At 42.8% G+C, this 15840-nt stretch carries 16 protein-coding genes; 4 read left to right on the top strand and 12 right to left on the bottom strand.

Features of this window, described 5'->3' with window-relative positions; all coding sequences use genetic code 11:
• Positions 1–9: 9 nt before the first annotated feature.
• Positions 10–618, bottom strand: a complete 609-nt coding sequence (locus VLA57_RS07415) for a class I SAM-dependent methyltransferase (RefSeq protein ID WP_020442451.1) — start codon at positions 616–618, stop codon at positions 10–12.
• A gap of 381 nt (positions 619–999) precedes the next feature.
• Between VLA57_RS07415 and VLA57_RS07410 the strand changes: the two genes are divergently transcribed.
• The gene (locus tag VLA57_RS07410; protein WP_333954744.1) at positions 1000–1443 is read left to right on the top strand and encodes a hypothetical protein; all 444 of its coding nucleotides are present in this window, start codon (positions 1000–1002) and stop codon (positions 1441–1443) included.
• 123 nt (positions 1444–1566) lie between these two features.
• Here VLA57_RS07410 and xerD read toward each other — a convergent pair whose 3' ends face one another.
• The 7 genes from xerD to recN form a co-directional block, all read right to left on the bottom strand.
• Positions 1567–2505 (bottom strand): site-specific tyrosine recombinase XerD, encoded by a 939-nt coding sequence (gene xerD / locus VLA57_RS07405; protein WP_333954743.1) that lies wholly within the window; start codon positions 2503–2505, stop codon positions 1567–1569.
• A gap of 108 nt (positions 2506–2613) precedes the next feature.
• Entirely contained in the window at positions 2614–3840 is a 1227-nt protein-coding gene (locus tag VLA57_RS07400; protein ID WP_333954742.1) for a class I SAM-dependent methyltransferase, read from the bottom strand.
• A gap of 70 nt (positions 3841–3910) precedes the next feature.
• Positions 3911–4171, bottom strand: a complete 261-nt coding sequence (tusA, locus tag VLA57_RS07395) for a sulfurtransferase TusA (protein WP_020442453.1) — start codon at positions 4169–4171, stop codon at positions 3911–3913.
• A gap of 60 nt (positions 4172–4231) precedes the next feature.
• Positions 4232–4759: a hypothetical protein gene (locus tag VLA57_RS07390; protein ID WP_333954741.1), complete on the bottom strand. Its 528-nt coding sequence runs from the start codon at positions 4757–4759 to the stop codon at positions 4232–4234.
• Between the two features lie 221 nt (positions 4760–4980).
• Positions 4981–5502: a Holliday junction resolvase RuvX gene (ruvX, locus tag VLA57_RS07385; RefSeq protein ID WP_333954740.1), complete on the bottom strand. Its 522-nt coding sequence runs from the start codon at positions 5500–5502 to the stop codon at positions 4981–4983.
• Positions 5503–5552: 50 nt separating this feature from the next.
• Positions 5553–6116: a YqgE/AlgH family protein gene (locus VLA57_RS07380; protein ID WP_201530591.1), complete on the bottom strand. Its 564-nt coding sequence runs from the start codon at positions 6114–6116 to the stop codon at positions 5553–5555.
• Positions 6117–6246: 130 nt separating this feature from the next.
• Positions 6247–7926 carry a DNA repair protein RecN gene (gene recN, locus VLA57_RS07375; protein WP_333954739.1) on the bottom strand — a complete coding sequence of 560 codons (1680 nt, stop codon included), beginning with the start codon at positions 7924–7926 and terminating at the stop codon, positions 6247–6249.
• 549 nt (positions 7927–8475) lie between these two features.
• On the opposite strand from recN, the gene ppnP reads away from it, so the two are divergent.
• Positions 8476–8811, top strand: a complete 336-nt coding sequence (gene ppnP / locus VLA57_RS07370) for a pyrimidine/purine nucleoside phosphorylase (protein ID WP_011512439.1) — start codon at positions 8476–8478, stop codon at positions 8809–8811.
• A 204-nt stretch (positions 8812–9015) separates the two neighbouring features.
• Entirely contained in the window at positions 9016–9786 is a 771-nt protein-coding gene (rlmB, locus tag VLA57_RS07365; RefSeq protein ID WP_011512440.1) for a 23S rRNA (guanosine(2251)-2'-O)-methyltransferase RlmB, read from the top strand.
• On the opposite strand, the gene coaE is transcribed toward rlmB, so the two are convergent.
• From coaE to pilB, 4 genes are all read right to left on the bottom strand, one after another.
• Positions 9749–10441: a dephospho-CoA kinase gene (gene coaE, locus VLA57_RS07360; protein ID WP_333954738.1), complete on the bottom strand. Its 693-nt coding sequence runs from the start codon at positions 10439–10441 to the stop codon at positions 9749–9751. The genes rlmB and coaE overlap by 38 nt on opposite strands.
• An 83-nt stretch (positions 10442–10524) precedes the next feature.
• Positions 10525–11424: a prepilin peptidase gene (locus tag VLA57_RS07355; protein WP_333954737.1), complete on the bottom strand. Its 900-nt coding sequence runs from the start codon at positions 11422–11424 to the stop codon at positions 10525–10527.
• A 25-nt stretch (positions 11425–11449) separates the two neighbouring features.
• Positions 11450–12673, bottom strand: a complete 1224-nt coding sequence (locus VLA57_RS07350; RefSeq protein ID WP_011512443.1) for a type II secretion system F family protein — start codon at positions 12671–12673, stop codon at positions 11450–11452.
• A 237-nt stretch (positions 12674–12910) separates the two neighbouring features.
• Positions 12911–14623: a type IV-A pilus assembly ATPase PilB gene (gene pilB, locus VLA57_RS07345; RefSeq protein ID WP_333954736.1), complete on the bottom strand. Its 1713-nt coding sequence runs from the start codon at positions 14621–14623 to the stop codon at positions 12911–12913.
• A 397-nt stretch (positions 14624–15020) separates the two neighbouring features.
• On the opposite strand from pilB, the gene tpiA reads away from it, so the two are divergent.
• On the top strand, positions 15021–15830 hold the full coding sequence (gene tpiA, locus VLA57_RS07340) for a triose-phosphate isomerase (protein ID WP_333954735.1): 810 nt from the start codon (positions 15021–15023) through the stop codon (positions 15828–15830).
• The last annotated feature ends 10 nt before the right edge of the window (positions 15831–15840 follow it).

Raw genomic sequence — 15840 nt, 5'->3', positions numbered from 1 at the left:
TTCTAGCGTTTAATCTTTGGTTGCCATGGTAATCGTATAAGTCTTGCCCTGTTTTACCTTTTCGCTATTACCAAAGACTTCGGTAAATGAGCGTTTCATAAATTGACGTAAGCCATTAATCGTCACCACGTAAAAGCGTCCACCTTTACGCATACGCGCATGAGCATCTAGGAAATAAAGGTAATGCTGCTCTTTGCCTACTTTGGCTGGTAAGTTTGACATCACAAGACTAAAGTCTTTGTCTTTTGCCACGTGATTAAAGCCATTTGATAAATGTACATCGACATTTTTTAGACCATTCTTTTCACAATTAAGGCGCGCATATTCTACTGCCATAAAGTCTTTATCAATCAAAGTATGCTGACCATTAGGACATTCGCGCGCTGCTGCCATACCCAGAACGCCGTAGCCACAGCCCAAATCTATCGAGTCATCATCCGCCTGAAAATCCACATAATCAAGTAACATCAAGCTACCGTCATCGAGCTTTTGTGGTGAAAAAATACCCCACGTGGTCGCAAAATCAAACGGCTTGCCGAGTACGTCTTCGCGAAAATTAATATCTTCGCGCCAGTATTTGGCTTTTTCTAATAGATCGCTAGGTGGTCTATGGCTCATGGAGTTCTCGGATTATGGATAAGTAAAAGGTGGTGCATTGCTCAAACGAACAGGGTGCACATTATGATGAGTATTGTAACGATAAAAGGGAAGATTTGCAGCTACGTATTAGTGGAAATTGTGATGGGCACTAAAGGAGGAGTATTTGATAGGAACGATTGTCAGATTTATGTCAGGTTGAAGTTACCCGTTTACGCATTTATATCGTAAATGCTATAGCATCCTTATTAAAGCTATGGAATACTAATAAAGCTAACTAATTGGTCAACTATTTATTCTAGTGTCTTCTTGATATGAAGAATTACGGTCATACTAGGAGTTGTACCAGCTTACTAAGATTAAACTCACCAAGCTTTACTTAATTAGAAAGGATGCTTAAATATGAAGTCTAAAATCAAAACGAAAGTAAATCCAGCGCAAGAAACATTTATTCATATTGTACATAGTAAGCGTATTAAGCCTCTCAAAAAACAGCCGGGTGTCAAATGTGTGGAAGCAGTAAAAACTATCGATAAAGCTTATCTGGCTGAGCTATCTGGTTGTGATGAATATGTGTCTATCGCTTTTTGTTATAAAAACTATAATGAAGAGACCAAGCCTCGTCTTAGTGAAAATGAAAGCTGTGCTGTGATTAGTGTGGCCAAAGCCAAAGAGCTATTAAATACCACAGAGTTGGCTGAAGAAGCATTGTCTGCTGTCAGTATTATTTTATTTAGCGCTGTATCGCAGACGTTTGGTGGCTTCTTAACGGATGGGGAAACCAGTAAGCGTTATGTACTATCAAAAGGCACAGAATATGCAGGCTTGTCCTCATTATCGCTATAGCATATAAGCAAGATTACGTTTCTATTAAGTATGAAAAAACGGCAGTATTATTATAATATTGCCGTTTTTTTGCTTTAATTCATAGGTTTTTATGTTGGTAATAATATCTCGTAGATCATTAAGCTAACCCCTTGGATGATGTTCAGCATGGAGTTTTTGCAATCTAGCCGTCGCCACATGGGTATATATCTGCGTCGTCGATAAATCACTATGCCCTAATAATAACTGTACGCTCCGTAAATCGGCACCGTGATTGAGTAAATGAGTAGCAAAAGCATGACGTAAGGTATGCGGTGACAGCTCTTTATCAATACTGGCAACTTTGGCGTACTTCTTTAGCAGATACCAAAAGTTTTGCCGGGTCATATAGCCACCTTGGGCGGTCAAAAACACTGCTTGGCAATTTCCTGCTTTTAAATGGGCTATCAAATCACCACGTCCATGCGTCAAATAATCTTCAAGCGCATCTGCTGCATATTCCCCTAAAGGCACTAAGCGGGTTTTATTGCCTTTCCCCGTGATTTGTAGCCAGCCTGAGTTTAGATTCACTTGTTCAAGAGACAAGTTAACCAACTCACTAACGCGCAAACCGCAAGCGTAAAGTACCTCTAACATGGCTTTATCACGTAGCCCTAGCGCAGTACTGCTATCGGGCGCGGCAAGGAGATTATCGACGTCAGCTTCTGCCAAATCTTTTGGCAGTGGACGACCAAGTTTTGGACTTTTAATACGCTCACAAGGATTGTCTTCACGTAGGTTGCTGGCAATCATCCACAGATAAAACTGACGCAAACTTGAAAGCATGCGTGCTTGCGTACGCGGCGTTTTGCCATCTTGAGTAAGAATAGACAGGCAGTGCAGCACATCTTCGGGCTGCCAACGCGTTAATGCCGTATAATTGGTCAATTCGCAGGAGCGCAAATCACGCACATAGGCGTTACGGGTACGCGTGGCCAAACCACGAGCCAGCATTGCTTGACGAAATTCGGTTATATAAGCCGGTTCATCATCTACGGCCAGCGCTTTTGGTTGGCGCTGCTGTACGGCACGGTCGCGGCTCATAAGACATACTCGGCAGTGGTATAAGAAATTACAAGTGGATATAAATGATATTTTTTATATTTAAGTTGACTATCAGTTAATAAAATTTGGCAAAGTCGTTTTTATATTTTAAGTATTAACAGGTACCAAACACCATAGCGAGGTAACTTCCGCATTACGCGCTGCAAATAGCGGATCAGTATCGTCTTGGCTTCGACCGTGTTTAGGTTGGGTATCTAGACGGTATTTTACTTCTAAACCAGCATTAGCAAACCAGCCCAATAATTCATCGCGGCTGCGCAACTGCAAATGTTCTGCCAAATCTGACAGAATCAACCAGACCTCTCCTTGCTCAGCTAAATGTTGCTTTGCGCCTTGCAAAAACCCACGCAACATCGTGCTATTGGCATCATAGACGGCGAATTCTAAGGGCGAGGTTGGCTTGGCAGGCAACCAAGGTGGATTACAGACCAGTAAATTCGCCAGTGGCGCATCAGTCGGATACAAGTCTGCTTGCTGCAATTGCACTGCAGGTAAATCTAAACGTGTAAGGTTGTCACTAGCGCAGGCTAATGCACGCGGATTTAAGTCCGTCGCAATCACTTGCTTCACACCGCGCTGCGCCAGAATAATAGCAAGCAAACCGGTTCCGGTACCGATATCAAAAGCAACATCATAACTTGCTGGCAACGGTGCATCGAGCAACAGCTGTACATACTCATGACGAGTCGGTGCAAAGACGCCATAATGCGGGAAAATTGATAAACCCAAATTTTCGATTGCCACCCCTTTTACGCGCCATCCTGCCGCACCTAAGGCACCTTGCAGGTCACGAAATGAGAGTAGACATGACTCATTCAACTCACCAAAAGCAGCGGTACAAGCAGCACTGACATCAGGGGCGCGGCGTAACTGGCTGACATAACCGGCATCAAGCTCTAATAATAAACGGCTTAATAGGCGTGAACGCTGAGATTGGACTTGGCGTTGCTGATGAAAAAGATTAGGGATGTCTTTAGAGGATGCTGAAGCCTCATCTGTAGATTTAGCAGACTTAGCAGGTTTATTAGCTTCTTTATTAGCTTCTTTATTAATTTTACGCTGCTCAGAACGCTCATTCGCACGGTCAATGCGTCGAGTGATGGCTTGCAGTAGTTGCCTTGCATTATTAAAATCACCGCGCCACAGCATTGACGTTCCAGCACAAGCCAAGCGATAAGCCTCATCGGCTGTTGTTTTGTCGTCGACCATAACAATACGTGCAGGCGGCACATGATTGCTTTGAGACAACCAGCGGGCCTGATGTAAGGTTTCATTTTCGTGCCATTGCACGTACTGTATTTCTGTTGCTAACACGCGACCTACCTTTCAGATGTGAATGATGTATTTTTTATAACGCAAAGATATTTCTGCATTATATATTGCGCTAAGCGCTCTTTTTCTTGACTAAATAACGATAGGTTGGCGCATCGTTTAGCGTTTCTTGATGGACAAGGGTATGTCCCAAGTGCCGGCAGAAATTAGGAATATCACGCGTAGTGGCAGGATCAGTGGCTAATATCTCAATCACATCGCCGCCATCCGCTTTACGAATCGTCTTATGTAGCATCATGACTGGCTCAGGACAAATCAGCCCTTGAGTATCTAGATGATGGTGAATAGTCGTGTCTAATATTGAAGTCGTCATATTTTGTTTTATAAACCTAATAGATAAGTTTGGTAGCTGAATACTTGTTTACTAACGATTTTATAAAAGCGTATTTTCTGCATCAGTAGGGGTAATAATTTTATTATTTTCAGTGCTGTTATTATTCTCAGGTAAGTCGGCTAGGGCTAAGAAATTAAAGAAGCGCTTAAAGCTTACCTTAAATAAAAAAGCCACACCGAGCCACGATGCCAATCCTAACCAAGCCGTATCGGCAAATAACAGCCCGCCGATCAGGATAATACTTGAGACACCAATGGTCATAATAACCATCGAGGTTTGATTGAGACGATAGCGATAGATAATAAAGGCATTATATAGCGTCAATGGAATGGTCAGTGCCACCAAAGCATAAGGTAAGTTGTAGAATAGTTGATACAGGAGCTGATTGTCATGAAAGGCTTTGATACTAGCAATGGTGCCAAAAACCATAAAAGCAATAATAGCGGCATAAATGAGATAGACGGCTATTTGGTTGACACGTTGGGCGCCTTTGATACGCGCAATAGCAAGCGGTGCAAAACCATGTCGCGAGCTATTGTGCAAAGAGTGGTCTGAGACAGTGGTCATAGTAATCAGTCATTTATTCGTTTGGATTGAAGAGGTACAGTTGATTCACTTTTAAAAGGGTACAGAACTACTGGGGTTAATTATTCGCAGCCTCTGTCTGCGTAGGCACAGCAAGCAAGGAAAATTAACCCCAGTAGTGATTGATAACATTTGTATTTCTTTTATGTAGAACCGACTATATCAGGTATTGATGGGACATTAAAAAGAAAGCTAATGCTCAATTAATCTGCTTTGATGGCGTCGATGGCGATACTGCTATGAGGATCAGCAAAGTAGGTCGACATTAAAATACAGGCAGAGATATCATCAATCGGAGCGCGCTCATGTTTAATCCAGCCATTTTCCCATGCTATCTCACGCGCGGCGACCGATGTTAGGCGCTCATCGCATAGAGATACGATGACATGTAAATGCTGCTCCATGATTCTATGTGCCAGACGACGGGCAAATTTATGTGCGCGTTTTGACAGCATAGAGCTGCTACCGTCCATATTTAACGGCAGTCCGACTACTACCTTTGCCACGCCCCAAACCTTGATAATCCCGAGTAGATTATCCCAATCAGGTTGCCCATTATTCATCGCCAAGATATCAAAGGCACGCGCCGTTTCTGTCAAGCTATTACCGAGTGCCATGCCCATTTTTTTAACCCCATAATCTAAGGCTAAGATAAGGTGTGGCTTGATCGCTGGCTCAGCAACGCTAGTGTCAGTACTATCTTTTATAAGAATGCTATCTACCATAATAAGGGATGTTTCCTATTTTTAGTTCTGTATTCGTTCAGCATATGAGATTAAGCATGACCGATGTCACTGCTTAAATAATCAAAATTAACCCCAATCTTATCGGCGGCCATTTGCCAACGTTCCTCAAAAGGCGTATCAAACAATAAGTTTAAATCAGCAGGACATACCAGCCAGTCGCCGTTAGCAAGCTCACGATCGAGCTGTTTTTTACCCCAGCTGGCATGACCTAAACAGAGCTGATAATGACCAACGCCTTGACCGGCTGCAATACGTTTGAGGATATCTTGGCTGGTAGTGATGCAGACATTTTCTGAGATGGCAAATGAGGATGCCCATTCTGGCTGCCCTGTATGCAGTACAAAGCCAACCTCAGGGTACATAGGTCCACCTTCTAATGCCAGATCTTCCATCACCTGTGCGTTTGTAACCTCAATATCCAGATCTTCTAGCAGTTTTCCCACGCGTGCCTGCTCTAATGGACGATTGACCATCAGACCGAGTGCACCGTGTTTATCATGACGACAGATATAAATCAGCGCCTGCTCAAACCGTGGGTCTGACAGTTCAGGCGCCGCGATTAAAAAATGATGGGTCAAATTGGCTTTGGACATAGAGACAAATGCAACCTACTAATAAAGGTAAAATAACAGAGCTGACACCACTATATGGCGATAATGAATAAAAAATCAACTAAAGCAAGGATTTAGCCGTCAGAAGGTGTTTATGGTGGTCAATCAATGATCATTTAACATCGCTCAATAGACTGCGCGCATGGTCACGAGTGACATCGGTGATAATAACACCACCAGACATACGTGCCAGCTCATCTACTTGCGCACTCTCGGTTAAGATGACAAGCTCACTTTCAGTTTGCTCGTCATGGTGTTTTTGTACCAAGATATGCTGATGCGCTTGCGCAGCGACTTGGGCTTGGTGGGTAATGGCGAGTAATTGCTGCGTTTGCCCAAGGGCGCGCAACAGCTCACCCACCACTTGTGCCGTACCACCACTGATACCAACATCGACTTCGTCAAAGACTAGCATAGGTTTTGCCGCATTATTATCTGCATTGGTCGCTTGCAAGACCTGCATCACTAGCGCCATACGTGATAGCTCACCGCCTGAAGCGATTTTGTGTAGCGGCTGCATCGGCATACCGACGTTGGCGCTGAATAATAAGTCTATATCATAACAGCCTTGTCCATTATATTGGCTGACATCGGTCTTTTTGGTAAAAACGAATTCACAACGTGCATTAGGTAGGGCAAGCGGCTGTAGTTGCTTAATCAGCTGTTTACTGACAATCGGGGCAGCTTTAGCCCGTTTTTTATTTAGCTCAGTTGCTAGTGCTATATACTCTTGCCATGCTTGCTCAATTTGTGCCGCCATTGCATCACTGCTTGGCTCGTTTTTTAATTGTTCTAATTGCGCTTCCCAGCCTTTTGCTTCATGAATCAAGTCGCTCGCTGGCAAGTTATGCTTACGTGATAGGCGATGACCTAAACTGATTAAACTGTCTAATGACTGCAAACGCTCAGGGTCAGGCAATTGCTGCTCAGCATAATCTGACAATAAGCCAGTCACTTCAGTGATTTGCTGCTGCGCTAAATGTAGCTGTTCTGAGGCTTGCTCAAAGGTTTGGCTCACGTTCATTTGATTATCGCATAGTTTAATTGCTTGCCCGAGCAAGGTCATTATATCGGGCTCATCGGTATCATTATCGAGTAAATGCAAGCCATGACTGGCCTCAATCATTAGTGCTTCAATATTGGATAATTCTTCGTGTTCTGCTTCTACTTCAGCATAATCAACGACCAATAACGGTGCGATATCTGCTAACTGGCTTTGCAACAGTTGAATACGATCTTGGCGCTGAGCTTCACGGCTAGCGAGATCGTCAGCGCGGCGTTTAAGTTGCTGATAAGCTTGATAGCTACTTGAGGTCTGCGTAGCAAGAGAAGTTATCTGTGCCATTTCATCTAGCCATTGCACTACAAATTGTGGCTTGAGTAGCGCCTGCTGAGCATGTTGACTATGAATATTGACCAGCAATGCACCCAAACTCTTAAGCTCAGCCAAACTGACAGGTGTACCATTTAACCATGCTTTTGAGCGCCCTGTATTACTGAGTTGTCGACGAATCAATACATCTGGCTCTTCTAACGCCCGCTCATTTTTGGCAAACCATTCAGCAATGATACTATTGTTTTCTACATCAAATTGCGCGTAGATATCCGCGTGCGCCGCGCCATGCCGGACCATCGCACTGTCTGCGCGCTCGCCGATACATAAAGACAGCGCATCGAGTAATAGCGATTTGCCAGCGCCTGTTTCACCAGTGATGACATTGAAGCCTTCAGCCACACTCAGCTCATGCTGAGCAATTAACGCAAACTGATTTAAAGTTAATGATACTAGCATCAACGCCTCTCATGACAGACAACAAACCTCAAATACGATGTAATGTCGTACAAGGAGGTTATCTCTACAATAGGTTAAATAAAGGAATGAATCGGTTCAGTTCATACTGCAACATAGATAAATGCAATTGGCAAATAGTATGGTGGCAAATAATCTTAAATACAAATATTAAAGGTAATCAATAACATCACTTAAAGCCATCATAATAAGCGGAACTTTCCTGCCGCTGTAACAAACTTTATAGATATAATGTGGTAGCATAATCTCACATAATGATAAACTCTTACCACCAGATTTTCGTGCATTCTACGACAGAGCAGTTAGCTTGTAGGACATGATACAAACCTGTTTGTCAGTAAGTATCAGTAATAAATGGTTATTTTTAAACCTATAAGATAAATCAATTCTATAATCAGCGCACAGCAAAGTAAAAATGATTTAGAGTCGATGGTAAAAGGTAGATATAACAACGCTTATCTAAGCATTTGCTTATCTACACATTCAATTTGGTTTTTTAGTTGGCAATAATTATTTGATAAGGAAGCCACTATGACAGCGGCGCAATTTACTAATGTAACAGTCAATGCTCAAGCCACGATATCCTATGATGGTCGTTGCTCAAGCCATACCATTATGTTCGAGGACGGTCGTCATAAAACATTAGGTGTTATCTTGCCTTGTGATAATTTGGTCGAGCATTATCACTTTAGTACCAATACATCTGAACGTATTGAAATCACTAGCGGTGAGTGCGAAGTCAAAATAAATGGGGAAGAGGAGTTCAGCTACTACCGCGCAGGACAGTCATTCGTGGTTGAAGGTAATAGTGGTTTCAATTTACGCACAGAACAGATCGTTCAGTATATCTGTCACTTAGAAGGCTAATACGCCTTAAAGTGTCGTTAGATAATTGATGAAGCCAAAAGCCAATGATTCCAAAGAAATAAATCTTATCAGGTTTATTTCTTTTTTTTGCTGACATTATTTAGATGAAGCTGGTCATTAATTGCTACAATTACACATCTCTATTTTTATTGCATATTTTTTATAACACTGTGCAATACCCACTTTATAATCAATAGGCCTATTATGGCAAAACCTACCTATTTTTATGGCATTCATGCCATTGATGCCTTGCTCGAATACCGTCCTCTTGATGGACTGAGCTTGTTTGTACAGCAAGGGCGTGAGACTGACAGTCATGTACAGTCTATTATGGCGCAAGCACGTGATAATGGCATCAGTATTCAACCAACGCAAAAAGACAAACTTACTCAGCTGTGTGGTAGCCCGCAACATCAAGGCGTAGTGCTAAACGCCCGTCCTTTAGGCTTTGCTGATGAAGGTTTGCTAGATACGCTTGCTGGTCGAGATGATTGTTTGTTACTGGTACTAGACCAAATTACGGACGCCCATAATTTTGGCGCTTGTTTGCGTACAGCAGTAGCCATGGGTGTCGATGCAGTCATTTGTCCGAAACATCATGCAGCTAGCTTGACGCCAACGGTTGCCAAAGTATCAGTCGGCGCGGCTGAAATGATGCCTATTGTTAGCGTAACCAATCTGGCACGCACGCTGACAAAAATTAAAAATGCCGGCGTTTTTGTGTTTGGTACCGCTCTTAATGCCAATGCCAAACCAATCCATGCTGCAGATCTGACTGGTAAGACGGCTATTATCATGGGTTCAGAAGGTGAGGGGATGCGTCGCCTGACAACAGAAAGCTGCGATGAGCTGGTGTATATTCCGATGTCAGGTAACGAGCATGGCAACTTACAAAGCTTGAATGTCAGTGTGGCGACAGGTATGGCTTTGTATGAGATTAATCGGCAGCGAACTTTAGCTGCTGGGCAAGCTTAAGATAGTCTTGATGGAGCGGCTCTAATTGTAGATATAGCGCCGCAAGATCACTCTCATTTAATACCACATCATCCGCATGACGATTACGCTGTTCACGGCTTAATTGATTGACCATAATGGCTTTAATTTTTTGCACGCTTAGCGCATCACGTTGACTGGCACGCGCAAGCTGGGTATCTTCTGTAGCATCCATCACCAAAATACGTTGACATAAATTGGCAAGCCCGGCTTCTGCTGCTTCAATTAATAGCGGCGCTGACAACACCACATACGGCGAGGTACTCTCTGCCAATTGCTTTTTTGCAGCTTCGCGTATCGCGGGATGGGTAATCGCTTCAAGTTCAATTAGAGCATCAGGGTAAGTAAACACATGGGTTCGTACAGCGGCGCGATCCATATCACCATCAGCATTTAGCACCCAATCTCCAAATTTCCTCTGGATCTTGCGCAATGTTGAGCTGCCTTTGACCACCACTTCATGTGCAATGACATCTGCATCAATAATATCGATTCCCTGCTGTGCGAACCAGTCGCTGGCGGCTGATTTGCCACTGCCGATACCACCCGTTAAACCTACTACCAATGTTTTACTTTTATGCTCAGGCGTTTGCGGCTGATGCGAATAAGGTGAAGGTGCTGCTGCGTATTTTGACATAATGATGACTTATCTGACTGATAGAAGGATAATGACTGTACTCAATGAAAGGTTAAGATAACTGATTGAGAAGTGACTACTGCTTAAGTATACATGCCTAAATACCAATTAACGATATCTGAGCCGTATAACAACGCCACAATACCGGCAATAGCAATATAAGGACCAAAGGCAAAAGGTTTGCTCTCGCCTTGCTTTTTCATCAAGATAAGCCCAACGATGGAGCCTAGCAATGATGATAATAAAATAATCAAGGGTAACATCATAGGTCCAAGCCACGCACCCAGTACTGCCAATAATTTAAAGTCGCCTTGTCCCATGCCATGCTTTTTGGTGATTAAATAAAATATCTTGACCACTATCCATAACGATAAAAATCCCAATAACAAGCCCCATATCGACTGAGTAGGGGGCACAAACCAACCTTGTGAATTGACCGCCAATCCTAGCCCTGCTAATGGAAAAGTTAAGCGGTCAGGCAATAACTGAGTATCAAAATCGATACCAGTTAAGGCGATGAGTGTCCAGACTAAAACTAATGCCGACAGCCCTACCATATTAACGCCAAAATGATAAATGACTAGTGCAGATAGCAGAGCAGTGACCAGCTCAACGATAGGATATCGAAGCCCGATAGCCGCTTTGCACTCTGAGCAACGTCCGCGTAGTACTATCCAGCTAATTAAAGGTATGTTTTCATACCACTTAATTTTGTGGGCACAGTGCGGGCAGCGCGATGCTGGTTTACTTAAGGTAATAGGTGTATCAGTGGCAACAATATTAACTAGTGGCATCGTATGCTCACGCGGCATATCTGCTTGCTCATACATAAACTGGCTACACTCTTTTCGCCAAGCCGATACCATCATCAATGGAGTGCGATGAATTACCACGTTTAAGAAGCTACCGACGCACAGCCCTAGTAGACCAAATACGACCAAAGCAATGGTCATATTTTCTTGTAGTAACTGTATAAATTGCATGAATTAGCTGTCCTTTAATTAGCTTTCAACCTACTACTGAGCCCATCTGGAAGATTGGTAAGTACATGGCAATGACCAAACCACCAACTAATACGCCAAGTACCGCCATAATAAGCGGCTCCATCAAGCTGGTCAAACCATCAACAGCGTTATCAACTTCGTTTTCATAATAGACTGCTACTTTATCGAGCATCTCTTCTAAGCTACCAGACTCTTCACCGATACCTACCATTTGAATAGCAAGGCTTGGAAATAAATTGGTTGAACGTATGGAAAACTGTAATTGTTGTCCCGTAGAGACGTCATTTTTGATTTGCTGAATAGCGTTATAAAATACTACATTATTGGCCGCGCCAGCAGTTGAATCGAGCGCATCAATAAGCGGTACGCCGGCAGCAAAAGTTGTAGACAGCGTACGAGCAAAACGCGCAATCACCGCTTGGTAAGCGATATTGCCAAATATTGGGGCTTTTAATACCGCACGGTCTAGGACATCACGAAATTTCTTTGAACGCTTCTTAGCTTCTGAAAAGCCGATAATTGCGCCACCAATAAATACAATTAAGATGAACCACCATGCTTGCATCCACTCAGACATACCTACGACCATTTGGGTAAAAGCAGGTAATTCTGCACCAAAAGAGCTAAATAAATCAGCAAACACTGGAACGACTTTAACAAGCAGAATAATGGTGACAATAATAGCAACTACAACGACCGCGATAGGATATTTCATAGCTTTTTTAATTTTAGCTTTTAACAGCTCGCTTTTCTCTTTATAAGTCGCAACTCGCTCTAGCATGGTTTCTAACGCACCTGACTGCTCGCCAGAATCAACAAGCGAGCAAAAAAGATCGTCAAAATAGCGGGGATGGCGACGTAATGCCGATGCAAAAGTACCACCAGCTTCAATATCGGCTTTAATTTGTAATACCAAGTCTTTCATACTCGGATTATCTAGAGAGTCCGCGACAATCTCAAAGGATTGAGTCAATGGCACCCCAGCTTTCATCATAGTTGCCAATTGACGTGCAAAAATAGCAATATCGATAGGCTTGATGGACTTCTTAAAGGTGTATAAGGGTTTTGGCTTTTTCTTGATACCTTTAACCGTAATACCTTGTTTGCGCAACGTGGCTTTGGCAAGCTCTAAGCTACGACTGGTCGTCTCACCTTTTACCTTTTGCCCGCGCCGATTTACCCCATCATAGACAAAGTCTAACAGCATGTCGGTCTTAGCTTTTGCCATGTCCCTTCCTTCAAAAAATGGTCTGATATAGTCCAATATAGAGAATGCCTGCTATAAAACGTAGTTAACCCATTGTTTTAAGCGGATATACTTTATTTTAGCGCAAAATACCAGTGTTTATCTGTTTTATTTTTCCTACTACTTATTATTGTTTAATAGTTATTGAACAACAAGCTGTACGGAAATAATAAAATTTACTCAAAGCAATATCTTTACCAATCTTTTCAACCAAATATGCTATTCAGAAGTCACGCGCATCATTTCTTGAATACTGGTGACGCCTTGTAAAACCTTTAAAACACCAGAGCGACGTAAGTCTCTAAAACCGTTTTTTAGCGCCGCATCTTTGATATCTATCGCGTTACCATCTTCCATGATAATACGTGAAATATCTGGAGTGACTTTCATCACCTCATAAATACCAACACGTCCTTTGTATCCTTCACGGCACTCATTACAACCGACTGGCTCGTAGATGATATTGTCTGTATTGTCCAAATCTGCATCTGTAAAACCAAGCTCAAGCAGACTTTGACGTGGGATACTAATGGGTTTTTTACAGTTTTTACATAAGCGCCGTGCCAATCGCTGAGCAATGACCAAGTTCACGGAAGTGGCAATATTAAAGGAAGCGACACCCATATTGCGTAATCGCGTTAACGTTTCGGGCGCTGAATTGGTATGTAAGGTTGAAAGTACCATATGGCCTGTTTGTGCCGCTTTAATCGCAATCTCAGCAGTTTCAAGATCACGAATCTCACCAACCATCACAATATCAGGATCTTGGCGTAAGAAAGACTTAAGGGCGGTGGAGAAAGTCAATCCCACTTTTGGATTGACGTTGACCTGATTAATACCTTCAAGGTTAATTTCGACAGGATCTTCAGCAGTCGAAATATTGGTCGAACCAGTATTCAAGATATTAATACCAGTATAAAGTGAGACGGTTTTACCAGAGCCAGTAGGACCTGTGATAAGAAGCATCCCTTGCGGTTTATGTAACGCCTCCAAGAACATATCTTGTTGGTCAGGCTCATAGCCCAACGCTTCAATACCAAGCATGGCTGATGAGGGATCTAGAATACGCAAAACCAGCTTTTCACCAAACAAGGTAGGTAGGCAGCTTACCCGAAAGTCGATGGCCTTATCTTTAGATATCTTAAGCTTAATACGACCATCTTGTGGCACCCGGCGCTCTGAGATATCCATTTGTGACATCACTTTTAAACGCGCAGCAATTTTCCCCGCAAGTTGTACGGGCGGGTTGGCCATTTTTTGCATGACCCCATCAACTCGAAAGCGCACTCGATAGCTTTTTTCATAGGGCTCAAAATGTAAGTCGGACGCACCCATACGAATGGCATCTACTAGCATTTTATTAACAAACTTGACGACCGGTGCTTCCTCGACGCTATCAGAGATTTTGGTCTCACCGTCATCTTCTTCTTGATTCTCATCAAAGCCAATATGCAAATCACTATTAGAAAAGCTATCAAAATTCTGCATGCTATCAGCATAGAAGCTTTCAATACGCCTTTTAAGCTTATCTTCTTCGACTACAACGGTTTCAATTGACAAGCGAGAGTTAAAGGCAATAGCATCAATCGCATCGATACGGGTCGGATCACTCAGTGCCACAAATAAGCGTTGCCCACGCTTAAACATTGGTAAAGCATTAAACTTACGGACGATTTTTTCGTCGACCAAGTCTTTTGGGATGACCTCTGAGCTGAGCGCATCAAGATCAAATAAAGGATCGCCGAATGCTTGCGATAGCATTTGAGCCAATTGATAGGCATTGGCAAGCTTATGCTCTACCAGATAAGAGACCAGTCCTACTTGCTGCTGCTGCGAATCAGTCTGCGCCGCTTTCATATGCGCTTCGCTTACGATACCTTCGCTAATCAGCTGCTGTGCTAAGCCACCGTATTTACTGGTTGTGATAGACATTAAGACTTCTCCTTGCTCGATATCTGGTAGGCGATATATTTACCTAAATAGCAGGCTATTCACCATGTTTTACTTATTGCCATTCTATCGTTGATAGTTGAGCTAATTATTAAAATAGTTATTTTAAATACGGGTTTGAGATAAAAAAATCGATTGTCTGCACTTTATCCTATATTGAGAAAATCATATAGGGATTTACGTGAGCGCAAAGGTTTTATAGAGTGTAGGGCTCGATTGGCTAATCAAAAATAATTATTCAGCAATAGTTACTAAAGCAACGGTTGAAAGGTCAGTTTTGATTTGGGGCGCACTATACTATAGCACTTGTGAAATATTTGTTATACTTGCGCGCATATTAGCCATATTGGCAGCCATATATAAGACAAGGTAGAGAAGAATGCAAGCTTGGGTAATTGGAAATTGGAAGCAGAATCCAGCAACGAGCCATGATGTAAACGCACTACTGGACGACTTATGCGCTGCTATTAGTACAACCAAGCAAATGAGCCACGATAACTCCGCGCGTTGTCAAATAATGGTAGCACCAAGCTTGATACATTTAGCAGCAGTGAATGGTCGCCTAAAAGACACCTCAATACTGTGTGCAGCTCAAGACGTTAGTGGGCATAGTGCCAGTGTTGGTGCCTATACAGGTGAATGTTCAGCGCAGCAGATAGTCGATGCTGGAGCGACTTGGACAATCCTTGGTCACTCAGAGCGCCGTCAGTATCATCAAGAATCTAACGATGCTTTATTGCAAAAAATGATTCATGCGTTGTCACAAGATTTAGGCGTGGTATTTTGCATTGGTGAAAGCCAAGAGCAATATGATACTAAGCAAACTCTTACAGTCATTGATAATCAGTTAGTAGTTATCAAAGAATTCATTACACAGCAGCCAGAACTTATTGATGCATTACCGACTCGTCTCATTATTGCTTATGAGCCAGTATGGGCAATAGGTACAGGTAAAGTGCCAACGGTAGCAGAAGTCAGCGCCACTCATAAGCATATCAAGCAAACATTGGCAGGATTTGCCGACTCATTGTCTAATATGACGGTTTTGTATGGCGGTAGTGTCAATGCTGATAATGCTAATAGCTTTGCTGCTGATCCTATGATTGATGGCGCTTTAGTTGGCGGTGCTTCATTGAAAGCTGACAGCTTTCTGACGATTGCCACCGCTTTTAGCCAAGCCAGTATCTAGTAGATTCTTG

The organism is Psychrobacter sp. S4(2024) (assembly GCF_036861305.1).
Taxonomy (GTDB): Bacteria; Pseudomonadota; Gammaproteobacteria; order Pseudomonadales; family Moraxellaceae; genus Psychrobacter; species Psychrobacter cryohalolentis.
The sequence above is the reverse complement of the archived record's forward strand: the minus strand, read 5'-3'. Positions and strand labels throughout refer to the sequence as shown.

Coding starts and splice junctions, on each gene's coding strand:
- tpiA (WP_333954735.1), top strand. CDS start 15,021: ATGCAAGCTTGGGTAATTGGAAATTGGAAGCAGAATCCAGCAACGAGC.
- rlmB (WP_011512440.1), top strand. CDS start 9,016: ATGGCAAAACCTACCTATTTTTATGGCATTCATGCCATTGATGCCTTG.
- tusA (WP_020442453.1), bottom strand. CDS start 4,171: ATGACGACTTCAATATTAGACACGACTATTCACCATCATCTAGATACT.
- ruvX (WP_333954740.1), bottom strand. CDS start 5,502: ATGGTAGATAGCATTCTTATAAAAGATAGTACTGACACTAGCGTTGCT.
- VLA57_RS07410 (WP_333954744.1), top strand. CDS start 1,000: ATGAAGTCTAAAATCAAAACGAAAGTAAATCCAGCGCAAGAAACATTT.
- ppnP (WP_011512439.1), top strand. CDS start 8,476: ATGACAGCGGCGCAATTTACTAATGTAACAGTCAATGCTCAAGCCACG.
- VLA57_RS07355 (WP_333954737.1), bottom strand. CDS start 11,424: ATGCAATTTATACAGTTACTACAAGAAAATATGACCATTGCTTTGGTC.
- VLA57_RS07415 (WP_020442451.1), bottom strand. CDS start 618: ATGAGCCATAGACCACCTAGCGATCTATTAGAAAAAGCCAAATACTGG.
- VLA57_RS07390 (WP_333954741.1), bottom strand. CDS start 4,759: ATGACCACTGTCTCAGACCACTCTTTGCACAATAGCTCGCGACATGGT.
- coaE (WP_333954738.1), bottom strand. CDS start 10,441: ATGTCAAAATACGCAGCAGCACCTTCACCTTATTCGCATCAGCCGCAA.
- recN (WP_333954739.1), bottom strand. CDS start 7,926: ATGCTAGTATCATTAACTTTAAATCAGTTTGCGTTAATTGCTCAGCAT.
- VLA57_RS07380 (WP_201530591.1), bottom strand. CDS start 6,116: ATGTCCAAAGCCAATTTGACCCATCATTTTTTAATCGCGGCGCCTGAA.
- xerD (WP_333954743.1), bottom strand. CDS start 2,505: ATGAGCCGCGACCGTGCCGTACAGCAGCGCCAACCAAAAGCGCTGGCC.
- pilB (WP_333954736.1), bottom strand. CDS start 14,623: ATGTCTATCACAACCAGTAAATACGGTGGCTTAGCACAGCAGCTGATT.
- VLA57_RS07350 (WP_011512443.1), bottom strand. CDS start 12,673: ATGGCAAAAGCTAAGACCGACATGCTGTTAGACTTTGTCTATGATGGG.